The following is a 25403-nucleotide window of genomic DNA, read 5'->3' as shown; positions in this document are numbered from 1 at the left end:
ACCCATCTGCTGTACCAATGTCAGACTCTCTTTTAGAAGTACGGTGGCTGATTCTTTTTCGCCCAACTTAAGATATAACCTCGCATACTCATAAAGTATATCGACGAGGTGTTCGCGGTCATCTAATCTCCGAGCCCTACTCATTGCCTCACGAAAAAGAGTATGCGCGAGCTCAACTTCCCCCAAGGCACCATATGACTCGGCCATATTGGCCGTACAAGCGATAATGCTATATCTATTTTCCTGTCTCCGTGCGGAGCTCAGCGCCTCACGATGATACTTTAAGGCATCATCCCAGAAACTCAAGGCCATTCTGTTGAAACCGAGATTAGAAATTGCGTACAATTCAATATCCTCTCGCCTAACAGAGTGAGCAAGTCTTAAAGACCGTTCATAGAATGCGAAGGCATCATTATGTCGACCCAATCGATCATAGACAACGCCAATATTGTTTAATGTTGAGCAAAGCATCCAGAAATTTCGTATCGATTCGCAGACGCCTTCACTTAACAAATAATAATGGAGCGCTTCTGGCAATCTGCCTTGATTTGAGAAAATCATGCCCCGAGCATGCCAAATTCTCGATAGGATACTGACATCGCCCAATTTCTGATTTATTTTTTGTGCTTTATTGAGTCTAATAAGTGCTGAATCATAATCGCCTAAACGATCTAGATTCAAGGCCTCAGTGACCAGGAGTGATGCCAGCGCTGAAAAATCTCGATCTGCCTCTGCTAATTCAATCGCTGTACGGGCGATGCTCAGTCCCTCGCGCGCATTCACTTCTCGCAGCGCAAACGCTAACTCCATCAAGAGTCGTAGCTGATCTGGCCCTGAGGCAGACGCCACTTGCGATTTGAGATGTCTTACAGCCTCTGACATGAACTCACTATAAGAGCGTGCACTTGGTACGGTAGCTTAATACATATAGATTCATGGTCATCGCGCCACAGCTCCACAAAGCATTTCTGTTTCATGTGCATGCTCCAGATGTCTCAGCTAAATTCATGCTGCTCAGCGTCCAGTGTGGTTGTGGACGAGCAAAGAGATATCCCTGGAACAGAGAGACCCCCAGCGCCTGGAGCGCTCTCAACTGCCGGGGTGTTTCCACCCCTTCCGCAGTCACTTCAAGTTGAAGACGCTGACCGAGCTCAACGATACCCTGAACGATCCGGAGACTGCGCACGTCACGCTGCTGGAGTGGGCGAACGAGACTCCGGTCAAGTTTCAGGCCATCAAACGGAAAGGCCTGCAGGCACGCCAGATTGGAATAGCCTGTACCGAAATCGTCAAGCACCACCCAAACGCCGATGTCCCTCAGCCGCTGGAGTGCACGGGCCGCGTAACAGGACTTCGTCATCAGCATGGTTTCTGTTACTTCCAGTTCCAGGCGGCTTGGTTGAAGCCCGGTGTCCCGGAGGACCTGCTTGACCACCGTCACAAAGTTTCGCTTGCTGAATTGAGCTTCGGATAGGTTCACCGCCACACGGGTCCCCGGCCAGTGGGACGCCGCGTGGCAAGCCTGTCTTAAGACCCAGTTTCCTACTTCAGCCATGTCGCCTGAAGCTTCGAGCAGAGCTAAAAAATTCTGAGGTGAGATTGGCAGATGTCCTGGAGGCTTCCACCGGAGTAACGCCTCAGCTTTCACTGCCTGACCTGACTGCGCAGAGATGACCGGCTGATAATGCACTTCAAACTCGCCCCGACGCAGTGCGCCAGCGAGTTCTTCTGGAGCGTGCAGAGGTGTGGGTGCTTCTCTCTCAGGAGGACTGGAAAGTGAGAGGTCGCGGCCAGCGGTAGTCGCCAACTTCAGAAGTGCATTGCCGGGCGAGCAGAACCCAATGCAGGAGGAAGGATGCTGAATGACCTGGGTCAGAGGGAGTAGAGAAGGAAGGACGAGGGATTTCGGCACTTGTTGCATCAGGTGCTCCAGGCGTATTGATGAAGGTCTTTAGATCCTAAGTCATTTTTTCCGATGAATGAAATTATTTTGGCGATAAAATCATCTATCAATAAGATTGTCTATACATATTAGTTTATTCACACTTTGCTGACACCTACACTCACGTCGTCACCACAACGTTTTTCCTGCACTGCACCTGCGGTGGCCCTTTTGTTCACTGATTGAACAATTGTCTGGAGGCTCATATGAATGTACGGCTCGCTGCTGGAACCCTTGGCTTGACCCTCCTCCTCGCTGCTTGTGGACAACAGACCCCGACTGCACAGCAGCCCACTGCTCAGCCTGAACTTCAAGGTTCGCTGCCGACGACCGTGACGCGTACAGCTGCCCCTTTGCTGGGCACGAGCAACCCTGCAGCCATTCCTGGCCAATACATCGTGGTCCTGAGTGAAGGCGCTGTCAGCAATCTGTCCGCGCAGAGTGCCGGCGGATTGGTGAGCAGCCTTGGTCTGAACCCGCAGGGTGTGACGATTCAGCACGTCTACGGGGCGGCCCTCAACGGCTTTGCCGCCAAACTGAGCGCGCAGAACCTACAAACGCTACGCAGTGACCCCCGTGTGAAATACATTGAGCAGGACTCCACCTTCACGGCGAGTGCGACGCAGTCCAATGCCACCTGGGGCATTGACCGTGTTGATCAGCGCAGCCTGCCGCTTAGCGGCACGTACACCTACGATGTCACGGCAAGCAACGTGACGGCGTACATCATTGACACTGGGATCCGGACGACTCACCAGCAGTACGGTGGCCGTGCCGTTTGGGGCACCAACCAGACGGGTGATGGTCAGAATACGGACTGTAACGGCCACGGCACTCACGTCGCCGGTACGGTCGGCAGCACGACCTACGGTGTGGCGAAGAGTGTCAAACTGGTCGCTGTCAAGGTGCTGGGGTGCGACGGTTCTGGTTCCAACAGTGGCATCATTGCGGGTGTCAACTGGGCGGTCAGCAACAAGAGTGGCCCAGCAGTGGCGAATATGAGCCTGGGTGGCGGCTTCAGTCAGGCCTCCAATGACGCTGTGACCAACGCATACAACAAGGGTCTCTTCATTGCGGTGGCCGCTGGCAACAACAATGGCGATGCGTGCCAGATCTCTCCAGCCAGTGCGCCGAATGCATTTACCGTTGGGGCCACCACCAAAACTGACCGCCGGGCTGATCCTCAGGACTGGGGTTATGACCGCAACGGGAACCCTCTGGGCAGCAATTACGGGACCTGTGTGGATATCCTCGCTCCAGGGACTGGCATTCTCAGCACAGTGAGGACCAGCGATACCTCGGTGGACGATAAGAACTGGAACGGCACCTCCATGGCCACACCCCATGTGACGGGCGCAGCCGCCCTAGTCCTGTCTGCCAACCCGAGCTACACGCCAGCTCAAGTCGCTTCGGCGCTGAACAACACCGCCACGACAGGCAAGCTGACGAACCTCAATGGCAGCCCGAACAAACTGCTGTTCACCAACCCTGGTGGCGGGACCACCCCGACGCCAGACCCTGATCCCACGCCGACCCCCGGCAGCAAGACCTACACCGGCACCGTGAATGCTGGCCAGTTCAGCTACCAGCCCGGCACAGCAGGCTTTACCTATGCGGGCGGTACCCTGAAAGCGACCCTCACTGGCGCCACCGGCACCGACTTTGATCTCTACCTCCTGAAAAAGAACACGAACGGGACCTGGGCCTACGTGGCCGAGAGCGAAACCCCCTCCAGCAGCGAAACCATTACGTACAACGCGACCAGCGGCACGTATGTCTGGGGCGTGTATGGGTACGCTGGCAGCGGTCAGTACACCCTCGTCGAAACAAAATAATCCTCTCCCAGTGGCGGCTGGGGACTGGAGGGGCACGCCTTGGCGTGCCCCTTACTGATTCAGACACCACTGAGAGAGAACCGATCAAACGAAAAACGCTTGTCCGAACTCTTTGTCCCGATGCCCGCACACTTTCACGGAGGTTCTGTTAAACGCCACCTGACTGTGTCGCTCATGCTGCACAAGCTGTTGGACAGCATCCGGGGGGCTGTCACTGTGTGACGTGACCCCGGTTTGTCGACCCACTCCGAATGAGACAAGATCGTCTCCAGGGAGGGGTCATGAAGCGCAAACAGTACAGCGAAAACGAGATCCTCGATGTCTTGGCCCAGGTTGAGGCGGGCACTGCGATCGGTGACGTGGCCAGGTTGTCCGGGGTCTCCAAGGCCACCATTCACCGGTGGCAGGCACGGTATGGCGGTATGACCAAGGACGACGCGAAGCGCGTCCGTCAGCTGGAAGAAGAAAACCGCCGCCTGAAGAAGCTGGTGGCGGATCTGGCGCTCGATAACAGCATCCTCAAGGAGGTGGTGAGCCGAAAGTGGTAAATCCCAACCAGTCGCCGCGATCCCAGACGCCCATCAAACGACGTGTCATCTGGGAGGTGCGGCACCTGTTCGGGATCAGTGAGCGCCGGGCCTGTCGTGTCCTTGGTTTTCATCGTTCTACACAGCGTCATTGCAGCACGAGAGATGACCGTGACCTGGCGGACAAGCTCCGGACGCTCGCGTGCGAGCGTCCCCGGTTCGGATACCGGCGGTTGCACATCCTGCTGCGCCGCCAGGGCGAGAACGTCAACCACAAGCGAGTCTACCGCGTGTATCGAGATGAAGGCTTGGCCGTTCGTCAAAAGACCCGCAGAAAGGGGGTCGCGCAGACCCGACTGCCGAGTCACGTCACCGACACGGGCCAATGAGCGCTGGAGCCTGGACTTCGTCAGTGACCAGCTGGCCAACGGGCAGCGATTCCGGATCCTCAACGTCGTGGACGACGGCACAAGGGGGTGCGTGCTCAGCTCTGCGTTGACGTCGATCCCCGGCAGCACCGTGGCGCGTCTGCGAGCAGACGCGATTCGGGAACGCGGTAAGCCACAGGTGCTCTTGACGGACAACGGGCCGGAGTTCACGGGCCGGGCACTGGATCAATGAGCGTACACCCAAGGCATCACCCATCAGTTGATCGATCCTGGAAAACCTGTCCAGAACGCCTATATCGAGAGTTTCAATGGACGGATGCGGGACGAATTCCTAAATATGCACTGGTTCCTGAGCGTGCCGCAAGCAAGACTGAGCCTCGCCAGCTGGCGGCGGGATGACAACGCTGTGCGGCCGCATAGTTCCCTGGGGAACCTCACACCGCAGGAGTTCGTCCGCCAATTGGCGGGCTGAAGTAGGCTGGACTCATTCGGGCTGGACCGATCAACGGGCGAACGTCACTACCACTTTTCACCAATTTATCTGAATAGAGATTCAGAGATGCAGATGTCTTCCGGATTGCGTTTGGATCTTCAGGCGTAAGCGGTAACTTCTCTGAACCACTACCGTTCCAGTGCAATGGTGGCTCAGCTCCTCTCCTGGCACACGTATCTCAGCTTGGACGCCATATTCGAGAAGCTCGCTGGGTCGCTCTGTGTGCTCCGTGAGGGGCCGCTCATCACCCTGCTTGACCCGGTTGATACATTCACGCCGTCTTATGCGGATTCACATCTTTGCAGTGGCGCTGATGACAGCCGTCTTGGTGTCCTCCAGCCTGGCGGCGACGATCAAGGTCAAGGCGGGTGACACGTTGAGTGGCCTGGCCGCCCAACACGGCACCACAATCACCGCCCTGCTGCGGGTCAATCCTGGCGTCAGTGCCAACCGCTTGCAAGCCGGGCAGACCTTGATGCTTCCGGCTGTGCAGACCCGCACCTCACCAGCCATCACCGTCCGCACGGCCTCCGTACGGATCAGTGCAGTGCAACCAGTGCAGGGTCGCCTGACCACGCCGTTTAACACCCAGCATGGCGGTCTGGATCTGGCCGCCCCGACGGGGACACCCATCCGCGCGACGATGGCCGGCACCGTGAAAAGCTCTGCCTTTGATGCTCGCAATGGGTGGGGCTGGACCGTGGTGCTTGAGCATCCCAATGGCCTGATGACCCGCTACAGCCACAACAGTGTCAATTTGGTGCGCACAGGCCAGCAGGTGACCACAGGGCAAGTGATCGCGCGCGTGGGCAGCACAGGCAACAGCACCGGGCCTCACCTGGACTTCCGCGTGTATCAGGCGGGCCTCCCCGTCAACCCATACGGTCTCTTTTAATCAAGTCTGAACAGATGTGCAGATAAAATGGGTGGAATGCGTACCTGGTCGGTCCCACTTCACCGTTTCTGGCTCTCCGATCTAGGCTGGGCCGCACTGGGAGGCATTCTCGGTCTGGTGTTTCTCGTCTCGGTTTGGAGTTGGCTGAGCCCGTTGCCCCTGGCGGTCCTCTTCCGCGGGATCACGCGCGGCACGCCAGCCGACGCTTTCAAACTGACTTGGCTGTTCGGCGCCGGGTTTTTCACCGCCCACCTGCTGTGGTTACCCAGCAGTCTCTCGAGCTTCCTGGGTCCAGGTGCCCTGGTCCTCAGTGCCCTGCTCATCGCCCTCTTGGCCACCATGTGGGGACTGACCGCCGCACTGACCCGCCGTCTGCTGGGCCCGGCCACGCTGTGGGGGTTGCCCCTGGCCTGGACCGTCCTGGATACACTGCGCGCTGCAGGTCCCCTCGGCTTTCCCTGGGGCAGTCTCGGCTATGCCTGGACCCCGACACCCCTGATCCAGATGGCCGACCTGGGCGGTGTCGCCCTGGTGGGACTGCTCGTCGCCCTGAGTGCCGCCGCGCTGGCGTCCGGACACCGAGGCGCGCAGCTGGCCGTGGCCAGTGCGCTGCTGCTCGCCGCTGCCTACGGTCTGACCCGGCCAGACGCCTCTGACGGCACCTTCCAGGCCTTGCTGGTGCAGGGCAACATTGACCCGCGCCGGAAGGCCGCCGGCCGGCAGCCGGATGAATTGGCGCACTACCTGGCGCTCACCCGGTCCAGGCTGCGCACCGCTCCGGCAGACCTAGTGGTCTGGCCCGAAACGGCCGCGCCTGAGGCGCCGACCGAACCCTGGGTCCGTCAGGCGCTGGCCCCACTGCCAGCGCCGTTGCTGCTGGGGGCACCCACCTGGGACAGAGGGCTGCGTAACAGCGTCTACGCGGTGCAAGGCGGACAAATTCGGGGACGCCAGGATAAACGGCAGTTGGTACCGTTCGGCGAGACATTCCCGGCGCGCGCCGCGCTCGATAGCCTGTACCGCGCGGTGTTCAGCGCCTTAGGCTTGCCGGCCCTCACCGGTACCGTGCCGGGTGAGGTGGCGGAGCCCCTTGCCATTGGCCGCCTACGGGCGGGAGTCCTGATCTGTTATGAGTCCACCTTTCCAGCCGCGGCCCGCACTCTGGTGGCAGGGGGCGCCAATGTCCTGGTCACGGTCTCAAACGACGCCTGGTTTGGCCCTTCTGTGGGTGCCGAACAGCATTTCCAGATGGGCCGGGTACGGGCCATTGAGACCCGGCGCTGGTGGATCCGAGCCGGCAATGACGGCATCAGCGCAGCTGTTGATCCCCAGGGGAAAGTGGTGGCCCGCTTTCCCAGGGGCGTAGCCGGCGCTTTCGCCGCCCCGTACGGCCTGGCCACTTCCCAGACGCTCTTCGTGCGGTGGGGCAATTGGGTGCCTGTGCTAGCCGGTCTGGGTCTGCTTGTCCTGTGGAGAAGGCGGCGGGGGCAGATCCGCTGTTCCCCTCAGACAACTGGGCGTTCCGCGCATCCTGTGGCCTAGCCTGGCTGATCCTGCTGGCGCCTGGGACTTCTTTGGCAGGGAGATGCCAAGGAAGCTGCTGTTTGACGCCATGAGGCCTGTAAGGAGAGCAAACCTGAAGGTGAGGGCTCAAGTCGAACGCCGGGTCAGGCATTCTCGCCTGCTGTCGAGAACGAGGAGACGTTCGGTAAACTGGTGGACCTGTGGGTCAGAAGAATTACCTTATTGAAGGTCTGTCCGGTACAGGCAAAACCTCGGTGGCTGAAGAGTTGCAGCGGCGTGGCTACCACGTCCTCCACGGTGACCGGACGCTGACTTACCGAGGTGATCCAGACACGGGGGCACCAGTCCCTGAACCCCTCCATGCGAGCGAGCGCGACAGGGTCGTCTGGCAGTACGAACACCATCTGTGGGATATCGCTGAAGTGAAAGCTGTGATGGCGGACCACAGCCGGGCCATCACCTTCTTTTGCGGCGGCTTGAGGAATGTTCAGGCGTTGAGAGGGCTGTTTGATAACGTGTTTGTGCTGGAGGTCAGCGATCTGGCCACGTTGTACCGGCGGTTGGACGAGCGGGTGGCGCGAGATCCAACCGATTGGGACGGCCAACCGGAAGAAAAGGCGCTGGTGGAGCGGCTGCATCTGGCACAGGAGGGGGTGCCCAGGGACGCCATTGCGGTGGAGGCAACACAGCCGCTTATCCGGGTGGTGGACGAGATCCTTCGCCATATCGGCGCTCTCCCTCAATGTCCTGAAGGCTGAGAGGGCCACCAGAATGGATACCGAGGGTCCTGCTGAGACGGGGCCACGGCTGGGACCTGGCGTTCGCCTCAGCGCGTCAGGCAGCAGCTTCCCTGACACCAAGCCATCAACGGCCAATTGATTTGAACGATCTCTCCCTCACCCAGTCAAAAGGAAGCGGCGGCCTAAGGTGAGGCCGCCGCTCGTCTCTCCCGTTTACTGCCGGTGCTCAGGATGCGGATCTTCGCTGAGCCACTGTTGATGCACCTGCTCATGGCTCAAGTTGAGGTGAACGTGCGCGTCCACATGATCCACCGCACTCAGCGGCAGCCAGTGGTGCCGGCCTGAGTCATCCTTGGTCAGCTTGATGTAGTCCCCGTCCACCCGGTCGACTTCTCCGTGAGGCTGGCCATCCGCACAAAAGACGGGCATGTGCTCCTTGATCTGTTCTTGTCCAGTCATCGTTTGTCCTCCTGACCCTGAGCGTAAGGGGCAGCTTCCCTTCACCTGGTGAAGCCCCACCAAACTTACCTTCATGTCTGAGTAGATTTACATATGAATGGTGGCTCAGCTATCATGGGCGTATGACGCCCTCCCCCAACCGGCCTGCCCCACCGGACCCCCTCACCTACTTCGTGGACGGGATGGACTGCGCCAGTTGTGTCCAAAAGGTCGAGCGCATGGTCGACACCCTCCCCGGCACTGAAGGGGTCAAGACCAGCTTTAGCAAGCAGACGCTCACCCTGCAGCTGGACGAGGCCCAGACCCCCCGGGCCACCCTCGAGAAAAACCTCAAGGCTCTGGGCTACACCCCATCTCTGATGCTGTCCAGGCCCGCCAAACCTGCGCCTGAGCACGCCGGGCAAGATCACTCTCACGACCACAGCGCCCACGATCACGCCGGGCACACCCACGAGGTCGCCCCGGCCGGCACCCCCTGGTACCGCACCGGACAGGGCCGCCTTGTGGTGACCTCCGGCCTCCTGTTGGCCGCCGCCTGGTTGCTCAGCTTCTTCGAACCCCGCTTTGCCACTGCCGGCTTCATAGCTGCCACCCTGCTCGGGGTGTGGCCCCTGGCCCAGAAAGCTGTGGCCAGTGCGCGCCTGGGCGACCCCTTCAGCATCAACATGCTGGTGAGCCTCGCGGCCATTGGCGCCGTGGCCATTGGAGAAGCCCCGGAAGGCGCCGTCGTGGTGTTCTTCTTCGCCGTCGGCGAACTCCTGGAAGGAGTCGCCGCTGGCCGGGCCCGCGCGGGGATTCAGGCCCTCGCTGCCCTGGCGCCCAAGACGGCGCTCCTGCTGGACGGGGGCCAGACCCGCGAGGTGCCTGCGGACGCCCTGCAGGTCGGCCAGACGGTGCAGGTCAATCCAGGCGCGCGTGTCCCTGCCGACGGCACCATTCTGACGGGCACCTCCAGTCTCGACGACAGCCCCGTGACTGGCGAAAGCGTGCCGGTGGTCAAGACTTCCGGAGACCCTGTATTCGCCGGCAGCATCAACACCGACGGCACCCTGACCCTCCGGGTGGACAAGGCCGCGTCAGACAACACCATCGCGCGGATTATCCACATGGTCGAGGAGGCCGAAGGCAGCAAGGCCCCCACGGCCCGCTTCATCGACCGCTTCAGCCGGTACTACACGCCTGGGGTGGTCTTGGTCTCGGCCTTGGTCGCGCTCGTGCCGCCTCTCCTCTTCAGTGGGGCCTGGCACGACTGGCTCTACAAGGGCATCAGTCTCCTGCTCATCGGCTGCCCCTGCGCCCTCGTGCTCAGCGTGCCGGCGTCCATCACCAGTGCCATCAGCGCCGGCACCCGGCGCGGCCTGCTGATCAAGGGGGGCGGCGCCCTGGAAACCATCGGCACGGTCAAAACCGTGGCGTTTGACAAGACGGGCACCCTGACGGCAGGGAAACCACAGGTGACGGACGTGGTGGGGCTGGGCCGCACAGAGCATGAGGTCCTGCGCCTGGCTGGCGCCGTCGAAGCGGGCAGCAGTCACCCCCTGGCCAAGGCCATCACGGCGGCCGCCGGACAGGCCGGCCTCACGCTGCCCGCCGCCACCGACGCGCAGGCCCTGCCCGGTAAAGCGGTAAGCGCCACCGTGGAAGGCCGCCCCTTGAGTGTGTCGTCGCCCCGTCACGCAGCATCCCTGGCCCCGCTGAACGCCGAACTGCAGGCCACCATCACCCGCTTTGAGGAACAGGGCCGCACGGCGGTGGTCCTGCTGGACGGCTCTTCGCCCCTCGGGGTGCTGGCCATCCGTGACGAGCCGCGCCCAGATGCGCGCGCGGCCATCGCGGAACTGCGCCGCCTGGGGGTCCAGCCCGTCATGCTGACCGGGGATAACGCCCGCACCGGGCAGGCGATTGCCCGCGACCTGGGCCTGGACGTGCAGGCGGAACTGCTGCCGGAAGACAAGCTCCGCCTGATCGCTGGGTTCAAGGCTCAGGGTGGCGTGGCGATGGTTGGCGACGGCATCAACGACGCCCCCGCCCTGGCGCAGAGCGATGTGGGCATCGCCATGGGCGGCGGCACGGATGTAGCGCTGGAAACTGCCGACGCGGCGCTACTGCAAGAACGGGTCTCGGGCGTGGCCGACCTGGTCAACCTCTCGCGGGCGACCATGGGCAACATCAAGGTCAATATTGCCTTTGCCCTGGGGCTCAAGGCCATCTTCCTGGTGACCACCCTCCTGGGCTACACGAATCTCTGGATGGCGATCCTCGCCGATACGGGCGCCACCGCCCTCGTGACTGCCAATGCCCTGCGACTGCTCGGCTGGAGCGCGCCTCGCCTCACCTTGACCCCCAAGCCGACGCCTCAGCATGCCTGAGATCACTGTGTACACCGTCCCCAACTGCGCCGACTGTGAAGCGGTCAAACGCCTGCTCGACCGGTGCGGCGCCGCGTTCCGTGTCCGAGACCTGCGGCAGGACCCCAGTGCATTGGCTGAGCTGCAGCAGGTCACGGATGTCCGGGTCGCGCCCGTCACAGTCATTGGGAGCCAAGTGTTCTTTGGTCCAGTTGATCAGCAGCGGCCTGGCCTGCTAGCGGCGCTGGCAGGCCAGGCATGAGCTCTGTTCGGCCGGTCCTCTGGGCTCCAGTGGCCTTGATCGCCCTCCTCCTGGTGGGGGAAGGGCTGCTCAAAGCCTGGGCCGTTCAGCACCTGAGTCCGGGGATTGACCGCCCTCTGGTGCCCGGCGTCCTGCACCTGGGGTTCACGTACAACACAGGCATGGCGTGGGGCCTGCTGGGCAGCTTCGCCGTTCCACTGGCTGTCCTGCGGCTGTTGGTCGGTGTGGGCCTGATTGGAGCGCTGGTCGTCAAGCGGGTACGGCCGGCTCTGATCTGGCCAGTGGCCCTCATCGCGGCAGGTGCCCTGGGCAACGCACTGGACGGCCTGGCGCGCGGCGCCGTGGTGGACTACCTGACCTCACCGCTGCTAGACCGAGTATCAAACATACTGAGCAGTCGCCCCTTTCCCATTTTCAACCTATCCGATGTCCTCGTCTGCGCTGGCGTGGCCGCACTGCTGCTCGTGTCCTGGTGGCGGGAGCGGCGTGCTCAGCGCCAGACTCCATCGACTCACCCCACGCCTTTTCAGGAGAACCTATGAAACGATTGATGTTGCTGTCCCTGACTGTCCTTCTCGCAGCCTGTAACCAGACGGGTGGTGATATTGAAGGTGTCCAGACCTTCAAATTTGAAGGTGGCGCCCACAAGCCTGGTCGCCTTGAGTACGCCCAGCGCCCGCCTGCGGGGGGCGAGCACAATGCCGCCTGGCAGAACTGCGGGATCTATAACCGGCCTCTGTACGACGAGTACGCTGTCCACAGCATGGAACATGGGGCCGTCTGGATCTCGTATCAGCCGGGCCTGAGCGCCAGTCAGGTGCTGCAGCTCAAAGACAGCCTGGCTGGGCGGACGTACATTCTGCTCTCGCCCCATGAGTCGCAAAAGGCGCCGATTGTGCTGAGTGCCTGGAACAAGCAACTGGAGGTGCAGGACGCGTCAGATCCGCGCATCAAGTCATTCGTCCAAACCTACGAGCAGGGTGGTGAAGCCCCGGAGATTGGAGCCTCGTGCAGCGGCGCGTACGACGATACGGTCTGATTGGCTGGACTGGCGCGGCTGTGCTCGTATCGGCCTTGGGTGTCGGCGTGGCGGTGACCTGGCCCCGGCTCCCATCTGAAGCGAATCCAGAGGTGACCTTCGCCCGGGATATGGCCGCGCATCACGCCCAGGCCGTCAACATGAGCGTCACGCTGGTCAAACGCGCGGCTGATCCAGAGATCCGCTTGCTCGCGCAGGACATCCTGCTTACCCAACAGGCCCAGATCGGCCAGCTGCAGGGCTGGCTGATGGCGTGGAGCCGCTCACTGGCCGGTCGCGAAGCGCCCATGGCCGGCATGAACCGCTCTGCGATGGGCATGGCGTCCGCAGCCGACGAGATGTCCCTGCAGATACTGTCTCCCCGCACGGCCGAGACCCGCTTTCTGACCCTGATGCGCCGACACCATCAGGGCGGCGTCGAGATGGCCACGTCGGCCCTGGGCACCGTGCGTCGTCCAGAGGTGCGGGCCTTCGCCCAGCGGGTCGTCACGGCGCAGCGCTCTGAGATTCAGGCGATTGACGCCCTGCTGGCCGGGCGCGGCGTGACGCCTGAGCCGCTGCCCACCCACAACATGGACATGATGAATCATGAGTGAACACAGTCACGCCCACGGGGCGGCCGCCGGCGCCCGTCAACTGACGCTGGCCCTGCTCCTGACCGGGAGCTTCCTGATCGTTGAGGTGGTGTACGGGCTGCTCTCCGGTAGCTTGGCACTCCTGTCGGATGCGGGCCACATGCTCACAGACGTGATGGCACTGGCCTTATCGCTCTTCGCACTCAAGCTCGGGCAGCGCGCAGCCGACCGACGCCGCACGTTCGGGTATCGCCGCGCCGAGATTCTGGCGGCCACGGTCAATGCGGCCGCGCTGTTCGCGGTCGGGTTGTACATTCTGATTGAGGCGTACCGGCGGCTGCAGGAGCCGGTCGACGTTCAAACGACCCCCATGCTCATCGTGGCGACGGCGGGTCTGATCATCAACCTGATCAGTGCCCGCATCCTGACCCAGGGCAGTCAGGACAGCCTGAACATCAAGTCGGCGTACCTCGAAGTGATGGGGGACCTGTTGGGGTCCGTGGCCGTGATCGTGGGGGCCATCCTGATCCGGTTCACGGGTCAGAGCTGGATTGATCCGGTGCTGGGCGCCTTGATTGGGCTCTGGGTGCTGCCACGGACCTGGGCGCTGCTCAAGGCCAGCGTCAACGTGCTGCTTGAAGGTGTGCCGGAGGGACTGGACCTGGATACCCTGCGCGCCGACCTGTTGGCGCTGCCAGAGGTCACGGGCGTCCATGATCTCCATGTGTGGAGCGTCACGAGTGGCCAGCACAGCCTCACCGCGCATGTCGTGAGTGCCGCGTCCATGCCACTGGTGCAGCGTCAGGTGGCTGACATTGCCGCCAAGTACGAGATCGACCACGTCACTGTCCAGATTGAGCCGCCTGGGGCCCCGCTGAGCGCCCACGATCACCTGCACAACTGACCCGTTCTTGCCCTGTGAGTTGCTATGACCCTAACCCCTGCCTCCCAAGCCATTCGCCCTCGCCCCTGGCAGCGCTCACTCACCCTGGCGCTCCTGGCCGTGGCCGCTCTCCTGTCGGCGGCCCTGCTCTACAGTCGCCTGCGCAATCCACAGGGGCTGCTGGGTACGGCTTATTCACCAGGCACAGGCGCGCCTCCTCTTGAAGGCACTGGAGACAATGGTCAGCCACTGGCGCTCTCTGATTTCAAGGGAAAAGCCGTCGCCGTCTTTTTCGGCTTTCTCAACTGTCCCAACATCTGTCCAACGACCCTGGCGGCGCTGGAACGGGTGCGGCAGACCTTGCCTGAGAATCAGCGCCAGGAGCTGATCAGCCTCCTGGTCACCGTGGACCCGAAACGGGACACGCCGGCCGAGTTGCGCACCTATGTCCGCTACTTCAGCGCCAACGCGCGCGGCCTGGTGATTCCCGCCAGTCAATTGCGCGACGCCGCGGCCGCCTGGGGTGTGGGGTTTGAATACTCGAACGTGACGGCCCCAGACCGGTATGACGTCAACCACACGACGGGGGTCTACCTGGTGGACCGGGAAGGGCAGCGCCGGGTGGTCTGGGACTACACGCAGCTGAATCTTACCGACCGGATTGCGTCGGACGTGCAGACGGTGCTGCGGTGACGGCGAGTCAAGCGGTGAGCGTCTACACTGACGTAATGAGAACAGCCTCTCAGGACGACGTGTGTGAAGTGCCTTGCCTGCATCCGGAGGCCGTGCAGTTGGCCCGGACACAGCAGCCTGAAGAGAGGTGCATTGAGAACGCGGCCTCCTTCCTGAAACTGATGGCTGATCCGACTCGCCTGAAGATTCTCAGTGCGCTGCAAACCACCGAGCTGTGCGTGTGTGATCTGGCCGCTGTGGTCGGCATCAGCGAGAGTGCCGTCAGTCATCAGCTGCGCCTGCTGCGGACCGGCCGTATCGTGACGTTCCGCAAGGATGGCCGCGTCGCCTACTATCGACTCCTTGATCACCATGTCACGACAACCATTCGAAATGCCCTGGACCACGCCCGCGAGTAAAGGCAGAGGACTTTCCCTCGCGTTGGCCCTCTTGGGCGGCGTGGTCATTGCCGTGCCGACCGGCTGGTGGCTGGCCGACACGCTGCGCTGGCGCTCACCGCTGTACTGCATTGAACGTCCAGGCACGCTCTGGAATGGGCTGACCCCTCTGCCTGCTGGCCTGACACCGACCTGCCCGAACAGCGCGAGCTACCGTCAGGAGGTGCGCGCCGGGGAAAGCCGCGTTGAGCAGTACCTCGTGCCAGGCTGGCAGCCCTTGGCAGCGGCTCAGGGCCTCAGGGAAAAGGGCTACGTCCTGCTAGACGATGAATTGATGGCCCCGGATCACTATTCCGCCTTCATGGGCAAGACACTGCCGGCTGAACTGCATTACACAGCGGTCAAGCAGGGCGACCAGACCCTGATCACCATCAGTGGGTTGCCGCGTTGACGAAAGGCTGGGTCGTCGGACCGTCGGCGGCCGGGGGCTCGGCTGACGAACCCTCTCTGCGGCTCTGGACCCCTCAGCCGAGGCGCGTTGGGTGTGCCCAGGGATGAACCGCTCCTTGCAGCCCTGGGTGCTGAGCCTGCTGAGTCTGCTCGGCGCGTTCGTGTATCTGGTTCGCGATCCAGTGGCGCCGCCTGCGCCGGCGAGGCCAGCCCATCAAGGCCACGCTCCGGCAACAGGCCATCAGGACTCGGCAGAGGGCCACGGGCCTCACTGCGTGTACTGCTTCTCGGCGGCCTTTGCCCTGGCGCCAGACCCTTTACCGGAGCCAGACCACAGACTTGATCGGCCAGCCCTCAGGGTGCGGCCTCCTGACACTTTGGCTCTTCGCCTGGTTTGGCGCGTGCAGGCCCGGGCGCCACCCACTATGGGTTGCATTCACAGCGCCAGACCCAGTGAAGGGTCACGCTGCTCGGCCACTCGCCTCTTTCTCCACTGACTGAAGGAGTCCCATGTTCCGTCTTGTCCTTACACTGCTGTCTACCATGTTGTTGTCTGTCGCTGGCGCTCACGCCACTGTCCGTACGGAAGCAGGTCTGGGTGAAAGCAAGGTCGGCATCACTGAAACCTACCGGCTCAATGTCCCCACTGAAAAAGAGATCAGCACGACCCAGATCCGGCTGGTTGTGCCGAGTGGGGTCAGTCTGACCCGATTCGAAACGGCACCCGGCTTCACCCGCACTGTCACCAAGAACGCGGATGGCCTCGTCACGGAAGTGGTGTGGAAAGGCCGCGTGGCCCCCATGGAGTACGCCCGCTTTTTCTTTCAGGCCCGGAACCCAGCCGCGGCCGGTGACGTGGTGTGGAAGATCTACCAGACGTACAGCGACGGCTCTGTAGCGGCTTGGGACGGCAGCAACCCTGACCAGGGGCCGGCCAGCACCGTAACCATCAAATGAGGCGCCACCTGCTTGGGCTGATCGCCTTGACGCTGGGCACCGCGCAGGCACACGCGGCCTTGACGCGGGTGACACCGGCGCCTGGCAGCACAGGGCCGGCGCCTGAAGCCGTCACGCTGCAATTTAGTGAACCGCTGAGCACCCGCTTCTCCAGCTTCCGCGTGATGCGTGTTCCTGCGTCCAGCACGCCAGCGCAGGCGGCGACCGCCGCCCTGGCGCTGAAGGCTGGTGTCCCTGCGCTGGCCACGGCGGCGGTGAATCTGCCCGCCACAGCGGCCCTGATTCGGTTGCCGCTGAAAACGGCGCTGCCCAAAGGTGTATACGTGGTGGCCTGGAAGATCCTGTCGGATGACAGCCACCCAGTCACAGATTTCCGCACCTTCACTGTTCGGTAGGGCGGCGGATGTCTGTTCTGGCACTGACGAAGTTGTTGATGTATCTGGGGACCGCGCTGCTGGTCGGTGGCGTGGCCGCGCGGGCCTGGCGGCCGGACAACCAGCCCGGTGGCAGTTGGCTGGCATTCGGGGCGGGGCTGATCTCCATTGGGAGCCTGATCCAGGTGGGGGTGACCCTGTTCACCTTGGGCTACCTGACTTGGCCGGATGTGCCGGTCTATCTGCAGCAGACGGTCCCAGGCCGGGCGACCTTGACCGTGCTGCTGGGCACAGCGTTGCTGCTGGCCAGTGCCCTCTCCCGCTGGCCGACCTGGCTCAGTCTGTTGGCGGCCGGCACGCTGCTCTGGGGGCTGGGTGGGCTGGGCCACGGCGCCACCCACGGCCCCAGTGTGCGGCTGCTGCATGCGGTGCACGCCGGCGCGATGGCCGTGTGGCTGGGCGGTGTCCTGAACCTGTTGGGCGGGCCTGAAGAGCGTCTGCCCGCCTTGCGCCGCTTTAGGCCTGTGGCCACAGTCTGTGTGGTGATCCTGGGCGTGACGGGCGTGGTCGCCACCTGGGAACACGCGGGTGGGTGGCCAACGCTGACCACCCGCTACGGCCAGCTGCTGCTCCTCAAACTGGTCTTCGTGGTCCTTGCCCTGGCGGCCGCTGGCGTTCTGCGGCGTTTCCTCGCTCAGCGGAAACAGGTCTACGGCCTCCTGTCGCTGGAGCTGGTGCTGCTGGGACTGATCGTGACCCTCACTGCGTCTCTGTCCGTCACACCGACGCCAGCACACGGCACCGTGCCAACTTACCCACTATTCGGGTAGGGAAGACCAGAGAGCCGAGGGATATCTCCCTCGGCTCTTTCAAGCGGTGCCCTATGCCTGTGGATATGTGGACCTCTCGTCTGATTCGGTCCAGGAAGCAGATGCTCAAGGCGTGACTATTCCTGGTCGGTCAGATCTGCACTGCATCCCGTACCCACCACGCCTCTCAGTAGGATGAAAAGTGCGTCTGAGACACTTTCAAAGCGTTTGCACATACATTTTAACCAGCCATGGTCAAATCTTCGCCACAGTCTAATAGCGTTTTGATAGCATCACCCTGCCTTCAATAAGTGCCCACTACGACGTGGTGAATATGCACTTATTGCAAGTCACTCGGTGTCATGTCGTTTGAACAAGATATTTATCTTGTTCAAGGCTTACTACGGCATGAAAGCGGCCTTCGAAGTATTTCTCGATAAGGAGTATTATGAGCGATTTTGATCTGGACTTTAAAGCTGGAGGACCTGTCACTCTTGGCACGAATCATCCTACACACTCTTTGTTGTGCCCATTTACTGGTGACTGCTCAGACAGTTCTAGCTGCTGTATCCCCACGCCGCCGCCTCCAAGACCCTCAGCGAGTATGCGATCGGGTCAAGTAATGCCTAATCAGCCTGCTCCGACCACATCTAAGTATTGCTGCTGATTCAAAGGAAGTGGGGATTCGACAGGTGAACATCTGTCGAATCCCCACTTCATATTTCTTTCTGATGTTGGTGATAAAATGTATCAGCCTAAAGACAATCAATTTTTTATTCTTCGCTCGCCTATTTTCCCTATTTCTCGGCTTAAGGATATCGAAGCTATTAAATCAGCTGAAGAAATGCTTGAATTTTTTCTTCAAGATTCGAAATTTACTTCAATACTTCGCGAGCATGTACCCAATGTCTTAGCAGAGCTTGAGCGAATAGAAGTACATTCCGACAAAATCTATAAAGAAGAGCTCAACCGAACTCTGCTTAAATATTTTTTACGCGCCTGTACTCGATCAACGCCATATCGAATGTTCTCTGGTGTAGGACTAGGTTATTTTGCACCTGATAATTCTATTTTGCCTCAACGCGAGGCCTCATTGAAAATTCGACACTCTCCAAGTCTGCAAAATCTGCAAAGTTTCTCTGAGAATTTTCCTACATTGGATGAATTTACTCATTATCTGAATACTATAACTCAAAGTCCAAAAATATTCTTATCACCATCGCTAAGGGTTCGCGGAAAAAGATTATATCTAGAAATTTCAAATGTAAGTTCGCGTGATGTTCCAAGTGCAAGAAATAGTATTCGCCTCACGCCACCAGTCAACTGGATATTAGAAAAAATTAAACAATCTAATCCATGCGATTTAGAAAATTTAATGGAAGAATTTCAAACTGACTTTTCATTAGATAAATGGCAGGCCGTCAAATTCATATTTGCATTATTTGAAAAATCCTTCTTATACTTATATGATAATTCCTTAAAAATAACTAAAACTTCTCAGATTAATGCTGAAATTAATCTGTCAAAGAATAATTTAACGTATAAAGTATACAATCTAGCAAAATCAGGCAGTCAAGTTATGGCCCAGCTGGCCAATCTATATGTAACTCCTACTTTGCAAAAGTATGCTCAAGATTTTTACGAGCGATACGGAGAAGCGGAAATTTCTTTATTAGATCTTTTAGATCCATCTGTCTCAATGGGTCTACCGGAAGAATATTCGAATAATCGACTCTCAGCACCTTTGGACTTGAGTACATTTCAGGGTATATGTCATCGCTTGATTCTTTGTGCGGTAAAAGATGGTAAACGGAGTGTAGATATTAAAGATGAATTAAAAATTATTAACTCTACAACGGATAATATTACAACAGATGTATTTTGTACGGTATTAATAGACAGCGGATCAGATTCACCACGCCTCCTACTTCATTCTATAAATGGAATTGTTCCAGCCGGAAGATCTATGTTTCGTTTTTCTGTTTTCGATGAATCTATTGGCAATAGACTTTCTCAAGAAATCGCTTGCTCTAATACATCATCTATTATTATTTCGGACATTCAATACACACCTCCAATGGGGGAATTAACTGATATACATCATCATAACGTTTCTTTTCCAAATACTATCTTAACTAATGGTTTAGGCGCAGAAGACAATATCTCATTAAATGATATAAAAATTGTGTTTCGAAACAACAAACTTCGCATCATATCAGCATCTCGGAATGCAGAAATTTTTATTTATCCCTCTAGCATGTTGAGTCCAGCCTATTTACCTACAGCCATAAGATTCCTTTTTGATGTCAGTGCTATGCACTTTCCGGAAGTTGCTCCATGGCAATGGGGGATTTTTCGGGAAGAGTCCTTCTTACCTAGAATTACACATGGTTCTCTTATTCTTTCGTCTTGTTCTTGGCGTTTACCCAGTGCGAAAAGTAGCTCAAATGAAATAAAAAGCTGGCGAGAAAAAAATGAGGTTGACCGTTTTATATTAGTTGGGACGCATGATCACAAGATTATTATCGATTTGGATCATCCTTTACAAGTTACGCTGTTGAAGGATCTAATTAAGAAAGGTGCTACTAGGTGCGAAGAATCTTTTCATGAGCAGTCATCTTGGCTAGAAGACGAGAATAAAGAGAAGTATACTCATGAAATTGTTATTCCTATAGGCTTTGATTCAGTAAAAAAAGTTTTAGAGAGTGATTCAAGGGGCAGTAGGCTCTATAGACGACCTGACAAAACTACTATTCTTGCTTCAAACGAGTACTTATATTTTAAATATTATTCCGAACCAGAAATGCATTTAGAAATACTTCAAATGATCTATGAGTATGTGAAAGATATAGGCGAAGTCAAAATGTTTTTTGTAAGATATTCAGATGATCGTCAGCACTTAAGAGTAAGATTTAAATCGTCTAATGCAGTTATATTTTCCAATTTGAGAGGATGTATAGATGATCTCAATTTATTGCTTATTGATAAGTCGTACGCTGCAGACATTCGAACTGATATATATAGACGTGAAGTCTTCAGATATGGAGGTCAATTAGCATTAAATATTATAGAAGACTTATTTCATCACGATAGTTGCATAGTTTTTAAAATTTTAAATTTACATGAAGATCATTTCCTCTTGAGTATAAAGCACATAATTCAAATGGCATATTCTTTACTACTAACAGATATAAAAATACTAGATTTTTTTAGTCGATATAAAGATTATATTAGTAGTAACCTATCTCCATCGCAAAAGAACTCGAGTAGCGAGAGGCTAAGAAATTATAAGCATGTATTAGATTTATTTTTAAGTGAGAAACCAAAAGAAGATGAATTTCAATACAATTCAGTCAAGATACTTTGGGAGTCTGCTCAAAAGAATTTTGATGATCAGGAGCAGTTTGATGACATATGTATGAGTGTAATGCATATGAGTTGCAACCGCTTAGGTTTGTCGCGCCCTGATGAGCTTTCTGTCTATCATATTATTTATAAAACCTTTCTCTCTCGTCTTAGGAGATCTCATGCCTATTGAATCACTTAAAAACAAACAGCTTGCCTTTAACAAATTTGCCATAGATGTATTAGACAATAATAGGTTGGAGCAAGATTTAATCAAGACAAGTATGACAGATGGGCAATTTTCACAGCGAAATTGGCAAGCTTGGTCTGTTTGTTACGGCGAGCCCTCTCTTATTCTTGCGCTGTCCTCAATGCCCAAATCAACTGATAATTTAAAAGCAATTCAGATCTTATTAAAAAAAGTAATGACTAGAGTAAATGATATAGGATTGGATCAGATCCCGATTACATATTTTGACGGTTTAGTCGGACTAAATAGCATTCTTCAAGAAGTTTCTTATAAATACGGCGGTCTTAATAAAGCTAGATATCAGCTCAATTCTGCAATTGCAAAACGTTTTCCTGAGCTTATGGAAAATTTTAAGCGAGAAGAGAGGCATGAATTAGATTTTGACGTTGTTTACGGTATAACAGGTATATTAGCTGCACAAAGCAGACAAAAGGATGATATTGAAAATCTTAATTTTCTGCTTACTAATATTAATATTCTAGTAGATATTTACAAATCTAAAGGCATTGCGGCATTTACTGTGGATCCTAGAATTTCATTACAATCGCTAGCTAAGATCGAAAATCCATATTATAATATGGGTTTTGCACATGGACTTTCGGGCGTTCTTGCCGCCTTAAGCGTAATTGCAATGAATATAACTGACGAAACTAAAATTTTGACAAACATTTTATCATCTATAGGACATTTTATTATAGAAAATTCGATCAAAGATGGAAGTTCTATCTTCTTGCCAGCGATAATAGACGTTGAGGGAAATCATCAGGGGAGAACTCGTTCAGCTTGGTGCTATGGGAATCCAGGTGGGGCTCGCGCCTTTTCTTTAGCATATAGAGCTACAGGAGATAATAGATTTGCCCAATTTGCTCACGCTTTAGTGAAAACTGCTCTTTATGAAGACATGGAAGATAAACGCATAGATTTTGATGGAGTTTGCCATGGAAAAACTGGATACTTAATGAATATGTATTTAGAGGGCAATGAGCCGCATAATTACCATATACACCATCAGCTTATAACACATCTAAGCCAGATAGCTGAGTGTGTTTTAGAGCCAGGCGATGATCGGGATCCAAGTCTCTTGGATGGATATTTAGGCGTTACGGCAGCCTTAAATGCCATACAAAATGGTGAAATGCAGCTGCCAAGGCTATTGTTGATTTCAGTATGAATACTTTAACAGCCATACCGTTTTATTCTTTTAAAATTTTGAAGTTATGTTTTAAATTTTATAGATATAATTTGATCGGCTTAATAATTTTAATTATTCTGCAGTCAATAATCCCTGGGTGTATATTGAAAGTTACTGAGCACTTAATAAATATTGTAGCAAGCCAGATCGATGATAATATGAAGTCGCGTCAAGCTTTTATGCTGATATTAGCACAAATGGTATTGCTATCTTCAATGAGCATTATAAACAATACTTATCAATATATCTTAAATAATTTAAATATCAGGATATCTAATATGGGATCAAGAAATATAATACTACAGTCTTCTGAGATTAAGTTAGACTTGCTAGAAAATAGTGATGCATATGATTTAATGTATCAGATGCGCATGATTTTGGAAGATAAGTGGCCATCCATGCTAAGTAATGTTCTAGGTTTTATCCGTTCTCTGGCAAGTATAAGCATTATTTTTTCGCTTTCCAATATATTATCATTTGATATATTTCTGATTATAATACTTTCAGTGATTCCAGAAATTATTTCTCGATTATTCAATTCAAAAGATATCTATAAAAATTATCTTAATACCATTAAATCTAGTAGAATAATTGCTTCCGTTATGAATCTTCACCAGAAATCACAGGTATTAAGGGATTATATTACCTTTAAGCCATTTAAAATCCTCTTGAATATTTGGCAGAAAAATACTGATTATGTATTCGAGTCGACCCGTGCATTAGGGAGGAGATCAATGGTTCGTAGTATAAGTGCTTCTGCAGTAGCGACCATCTTTCTTGGAATTGCTAGCACACTAATTATTAAGCGAGCAATTTACCATTCGGTTTCTATAGGAGAATTTAGCCTGCTTCTTGGTGCAATTCAACAGTTTCAGACTCAGATTTCATCTCTTATTAATTATATTCTATCTGCTGCTGATACAGTGCCCTATTTGCTAAGGCAGAAGGAGATAGAAAACACAATTTATAAATTAAATACAGAGCTAGACTCTATATCGCATAAAACTAACTCAATTGCTGTTGCCAATGTATCTTTTTCCTACGGCGAGAGCTTAAATCCAATTTTATATAATATAGATGCTAGAATCGAGGAGGGAGAAATTACATATTTGATAGGAAAAAATGGCAGTGGGAAAACTACACTACTAAAAATAATATCTCAACATCTTACGCCAACTACGGGAGGGATATTCTTTAAACGAAAGGATGGGACAAATTCCACAATTCCGCCTATATCTGTTGTGTATCAAGATAGTATTATGTATCCTTTAAAAATTCAGGAAAACATCACTCTAGGTGCTTTACCAATCAATCATAGCAGACTAGAAAATATAATCGAAACTCTAAATATCCCTACAAATATTTTAGATAAAATGTATGGTAGAGAGCTAGGTGAATGCGATTTATCTTCAGGGCAGATACAAAAAATTCTCATCGCCAGAGCGTTATATAGTGAATCCAAAATTTTGATATTAGATGAGCCTACAAATCACCTTGACAAACTTACTAAATTAAATCTTCTAAACTACTTGAAAGAGTTGCGTGATCAAAAAATTATTGTAATCGCCACTCATGATTCTGAATTCATACAATCAGACTCCAGAAGAAACATTATAAATCTGTGATCTTCAATATTCTGCAGAAGCAGAGGAGACTTTAATTTGACTGCTCATTAAAATTTGTTATAACGGTCTGTAACGCTGCTAACTACCAGTCAAAACTCGGCATGAGGGTGTGTAAGGCCCGCCAGGACGAGGGCGACGGGTGGAGCAGGAGATCATGGAGATGATCGAGGCCCAGTCGGAGCACGGACACCACACGGTGTCCGTGCTTCTTGCGTTTCACGAGTTGCTTGGCAGCCAGCAGTTGGTCGGTGCGCAAGCCCAGATAAAGGCGGCGGACACGCAGGTGAGCAATGTCGACACGCGCTCCGCTTGCGTCAGACCGGTGTCTTCCAGATTGAAGCCTCTGGTTTTCAAAGCAGCGTGCAGGTTTTCCGCCTGCCAGCGCTGCGCAGAACGGCGCAAGTTCACTGAAGCGTGGCCCCGGTAGGCGAGGTACAGGACATCGCCAGCGGCATTCTTCGTGGCACATAGGCGCAAGGACACGCCCTAGACGACCATCCGGCGGTGCCAGCGGCGAATCTCGCCGGTCTGGAGTTTTTTGAAGCACGCCCAGACGGTCAGTTTGCCCGTGCCAATTGTGGTAGTCGCCGGCAGGCGAATACAAGGCGTAATGTCGTGCCCATCCAAAAACGTGAACCACGATTTCCCGATGAACTCCCGGTCTGCCAGCAGGCTCCGAATAGACCGGCCCGGGCAACACCGAAGGAGCCGGGTCAGGAGCGCTTCGCGCACCTGTTGCGAACTGCTGCGGCCATGAGGGAGCAGTTCGCAACAGCGGCAGACCGAAGCCGTTCCAGACCGCAGAGAGGAGAAGAATATTGATGTCCTGTTTGCCCAGCTTCCAGTTGGTACGGTCCAAGATCAGGTGCAGCTCGCCGTCCGGAAGGAAAGACAGCGTGAAGCGGACAAATCACCGCAACCGCTGGTACCGCGTGTCGAGTGAGCCGGGTAACGGCACATAGGTCTTGAGCGTGTGCAGGACGACACGGCGGGCTTGCACCATGGTCAGGATCAGCGCCGTCAGCACCTCAAGGCGACGGGAAATGCAGCCCGCAGCGCGGTCTGCAAGGTATCATGGGGATGTCGACTCTGACGTGTCTTCATCGCAGAAACACGCGACTGGAGCCGACTTTTCTGTTGGCTCACGAGTTTTGACTAGTAGTCAGCTCGGCGCACCACTTTCACATTCAGTCATGCACAGAGCCACTGCTCTGGACTTCCAACCGTTTCGTTGCTGTCTCCAAGTTAGGATAATACAATCCTAAATGTGGAATAATTCCGCTATTCTTGAAAAACTCTTCACTCCAGAGGCAGTCAAATCTGTTTGTACGGCTGGTTATAATAGCTCAAAATATATTGGTGCTCGCTTCTTTTTGGATATCTACTCGACCGATACGGTCTAAACTCGAGTCCATTCTCT

26 protein-coding genes and 1 pseudogene are annotated in these 25403 nt (G+C 55.4%); 23 read left to right on the top strand and 4 right to left on the bottom strand.

Annotation, left to right across the window (positions count from 1 at the left end; all coding sequences use genetic code 11):
- Together GO986_RS19540 and GO986_RS19535 are read right to left on the bottom strand one after the other, a co-directional pair.
- Positions 1-882: tetratricopeptide repeat protein (locus tag GO986_RS19540; protein ID WP_157461175.1), on the bottom strand; the 882-nt coding region annotated here is incomplete at its 3' end.
- 91 nt (positions 883-973) lie between these two features.
- Positions 974-1921 (bottom strand): EAL domain-containing protein, encoded by a 948-nt coding sequence (locus GO986_RS19535; RefSeq protein ID WP_157461174.1) that lies wholly within the window; start codon positions 1919-1921, stop codon positions 974-976.
- A gap of 227 nt (positions 1922-2148) precedes the next feature.
- Between GO986_RS19535 and GO986_RS19530 the strand changes: the two genes are divergently transcribed.
- From GO986_RS19530 to GO986_RS19495, 8 genes are all read left to right on the top strand, one after another.
- Positions 2149-3777 (top strand): S8 family peptidase, encoded by a 1629-nt coding sequence (locus GO986_RS19530; RefSeq protein WP_157461172.1) that lies wholly within the window; start codon positions 2149-2151, stop codon positions 3775-3777.
- A gap of 281 nt (positions 3778-4058) precedes the next feature.
- Positions 4059-4325, top strand: a complete 267-nt coding sequence (locus tag GO986_RS19525; RefSeq protein WP_198170843.1) for a transposase — start codon at positions 4059-4061, stop codon at positions 4323-4325.
- Positions 4319-4693: an IS3 family transposase gene (locus tag GO986_RS23525; protein WP_157461169.1), complete on the top strand. Its 375-nt coding sequence runs from the start codon at positions 4319-4321 to the stop codon at positions 4691-4693. Before GO986_RS19525 ends, GO986_RS23525 begins: the two co-directional genes overlap by 7 nt.
- The gene (locus GO986_RS23520; protein WP_157461167.1) at positions 4605-4925 is read left to right on the top strand and encodes a DDE-type integrase/transposase/recombinase; all 321 of its coding nucleotides are present in this window, start codon (positions 4605-4607) and stop codon (positions 4923-4925) included. The genes GO986_RS23525 and GO986_RS23520 overlap by 89 nt, the downstream gene beginning before the upstream one ends.
- A 15-nt stretch (positions 4926-4940) precedes the next feature.
- The gene (locus GO986_RS23515; protein WP_369409487.1) at positions 4941-5165 is read left to right on the top strand and encodes an integrase core domain-containing protein; all 225 of its coding nucleotides are present in this window, start codon (positions 4941-4943) and stop codon (positions 5163-5165) included.
- 334 nt (positions 5166-5499) lie between these two features.
- Positions 5500-6081, top strand: coding sequence for a M23 family metallopeptidase (locus GO986_RS19505; protein WP_232337913.1), 582 nt, complete (start codon positions 5500-5502; stop codon positions 6079-6081).
- Positions 6082-6108: 27 nt separating this feature from the next.
- Positions 6109-7623, top strand: a complete 1515-nt coding sequence (gene lnt / locus GO986_RS19500) for an apolipoprotein N-acyltransferase (RefSeq protein WP_369409486.1) — start codon at positions 6109-6111, stop codon at positions 7621-7623.
- Between the two features lie 182 nt (positions 7624-7805).
- Positions 7806-8363: an AAA family ATPase gene (locus GO986_RS19495; protein ID WP_198170839.1), complete on the top strand. Its 558-nt coding sequence runs from the start codon at positions 7806-7808 to the stop codon at positions 8361-8363.
- Positions 8364-8558: 195 nt separating this feature from the next.
- On the opposite strand, the gene GO986_RS19490 is transcribed toward GO986_RS19495, so the two are convergent.
- On the bottom strand, positions 8559-8804 hold the full coding sequence (locus GO986_RS19490) for a DUF2171 domain-containing protein (RefSeq protein WP_157461159.1): 246 nt from the start codon (positions 8802-8804) through the stop codon (positions 8559-8561).
- A gap of 122 nt (positions 8805-8926) precedes the next feature.
- Here GO986_RS19490 and GO986_RS19485 point away from each other — a divergent pair, with 122 nt between their 5' ends.
- The 15 genes from GO986_RS19485 to GO986_RS19415 all read left to right on the top strand — a co-directional run bounded on the left by GO986_RS19485 (position 8927) and on the right by GO986_RS19415 (position 23983).
- Positions 8927-11173 (top strand): heavy metal translocating P-type ATPase, encoded by a 2247-nt coding sequence (locus GO986_RS19485; protein WP_157461157.1) that lies wholly within the window; start codon positions 8927-8929, stop codon positions 11171-11173.
- Complete coding sequence (locus tag GO986_RS19480) at positions 11166-11414, top strand: glutaredoxin family protein (protein ID WP_157461154.1); 249 nt, start codon at positions 11166-11168, stop codon at positions 11412-11414. Before GO986_RS19485 ends, GO986_RS19480 begins: the two co-directional genes overlap by 8 nt.
- Positions 11411-11956 (top strand): signal peptidase II, encoded by a 546-nt coding sequence (locus tag GO986_RS19475; protein WP_232337911.1) that lies wholly within the window; start codon positions 11411-11413, stop codon positions 11954-11956. Before GO986_RS19480 ends, GO986_RS19475 begins: the two co-directional genes overlap by 4 nt.
- Entirely contained in the window at positions 11953-12453 is a 501-nt protein-coding gene (locus tag GO986_RS19470) for a thioredoxin-like domain-containing protein (protein WP_157461152.1), read from the top strand. Before GO986_RS19475 ends, GO986_RS19470 begins: the two co-directional genes overlap by 4 nt.
- 20 nt (positions 12454-12473) lie before the next feature.
- Positions 12474-13049, top strand: coding sequence for a DUF305 domain-containing protein (locus tag GO986_RS19465; protein WP_369409485.1), 576 nt, complete (start codon positions 12474-12476; stop codon positions 13047-13049).
- Entirely contained in the window at positions 13042-13932 is an 891-nt protein-coding gene (locus tag GO986_RS19460) for a cation diffusion facilitator family transporter (protein ID WP_157461150.1), read from the top strand. The genes GO986_RS19465 and GO986_RS19460 overlap by 8 nt, the downstream gene beginning before the upstream one ends.
- 24 nt (positions 13933-13956) lie before the next feature.
- Positions 13957-14604 (top strand): SCO family protein, encoded by a 648-nt coding sequence (locus GO986_RS19455; protein ID WP_157461148.1) that lies wholly within the window; start codon positions 13957-13959, stop codon positions 14602-14604.
- 35 nt (positions 14605-14639) lie between these two features.
- Positions 14640-15002 (top strand): ArsR/SmtB family transcription factor, encoded by a 363-nt coding sequence (locus tag GO986_RS19450; RefSeq protein ID WP_157461146.1) that lies wholly within the window; start codon positions 14640-14642, stop codon positions 15000-15002.
- Positions 15003-15024: 22 nt separating this feature from the next.
- Positions 15025-15432, top strand: coding sequence for a hypothetical protein (locus GO986_RS19445; protein ID WP_232337910.1), 408 nt, complete (start codon positions 15025-15027; stop codon positions 15430-15432).
- 542 nt (positions 15433-15974) lie between these two features.
- Positions 15975-16388, top strand: a complete 414-nt coding sequence (locus GO986_RS19440) for a DUF1775 domain-containing protein (protein ID WP_232337909.1) — start codon at positions 15975-15977, stop codon at positions 16386-16388.
- The gene (locus GO986_RS19435) at positions 16385-16783 is read left to right on the top strand and encodes a copper resistance protein CopC (protein WP_157461143.1); all 399 of its coding nucleotides are present in this window, start codon (positions 16385-16387) and stop codon (positions 16781-16783) included. Before GO986_RS19440 ends, GO986_RS19435 begins: the two co-directional genes overlap by 4 nt.
- Positions 16784-16791: 8 nt before the next feature.
- Positions 16792-17592: a CopD family protein gene (locus GO986_RS19430; RefSeq protein WP_157461141.1), complete on the top strand. Its 801-nt coding sequence runs from the start codon at positions 16792-16794 to the stop codon at positions 17590-17592.
- 724 nt (positions 17593-18316) lie between these two features.
- Entirely contained in the window at positions 18317-21109 is a 2793-nt protein-coding gene (locus tag GO986_RS19425; RefSeq protein WP_157461140.1) for a lantibiotic dehydratase, read from the top strand.
- Positions 21099-22337, top strand: coding sequence for a lanthionine synthetase LanC family protein (locus GO986_RS19420; protein ID WP_198170836.1), 1239 nt, complete (start codon positions 21099-21101; stop codon positions 22335-22337). The genes GO986_RS19425 and GO986_RS19420 overlap by 11 nt, the downstream gene beginning before the upstream one ends.
- 125 nt (positions 22338-22462) lie before the next feature.
- The gene (locus GO986_RS19415) at positions 22463-23983 is read left to right on the top strand and encodes an ATP-binding cassette domain-containing protein (protein ID WP_198170834.1); all 1521 of its coding nucleotides are present in this window, start codon (positions 22463-22465) and stop codon (positions 23981-23983) included.
- Positions 23984-24065: 82 nt separating this feature from the next.
- Here the strand turns inward: GO986_RS19415 and GO986_RS19410 are convergent.
- A pseudogene (locus GO986_RS19410) lies at positions 24066-25087 on the bottom strand (IS4 family transposase).
- Positions 25088-25403: the final 316 nt, after the last annotated feature.

The organism is Deinococcus arboris (assembly GCF_009755355.1).
In the GTDB taxonomy this organism is placed as follows: Bacteria; Deinococcota; Deinococci; order Deinococcales; family Deinococcaceae; genus Deinococcus; species Deinococcus betulae.
Note: the sequence above shows the minus strand (reverse complement) of the source record. Positions and strands in the feature narration are given on the sequence as shown.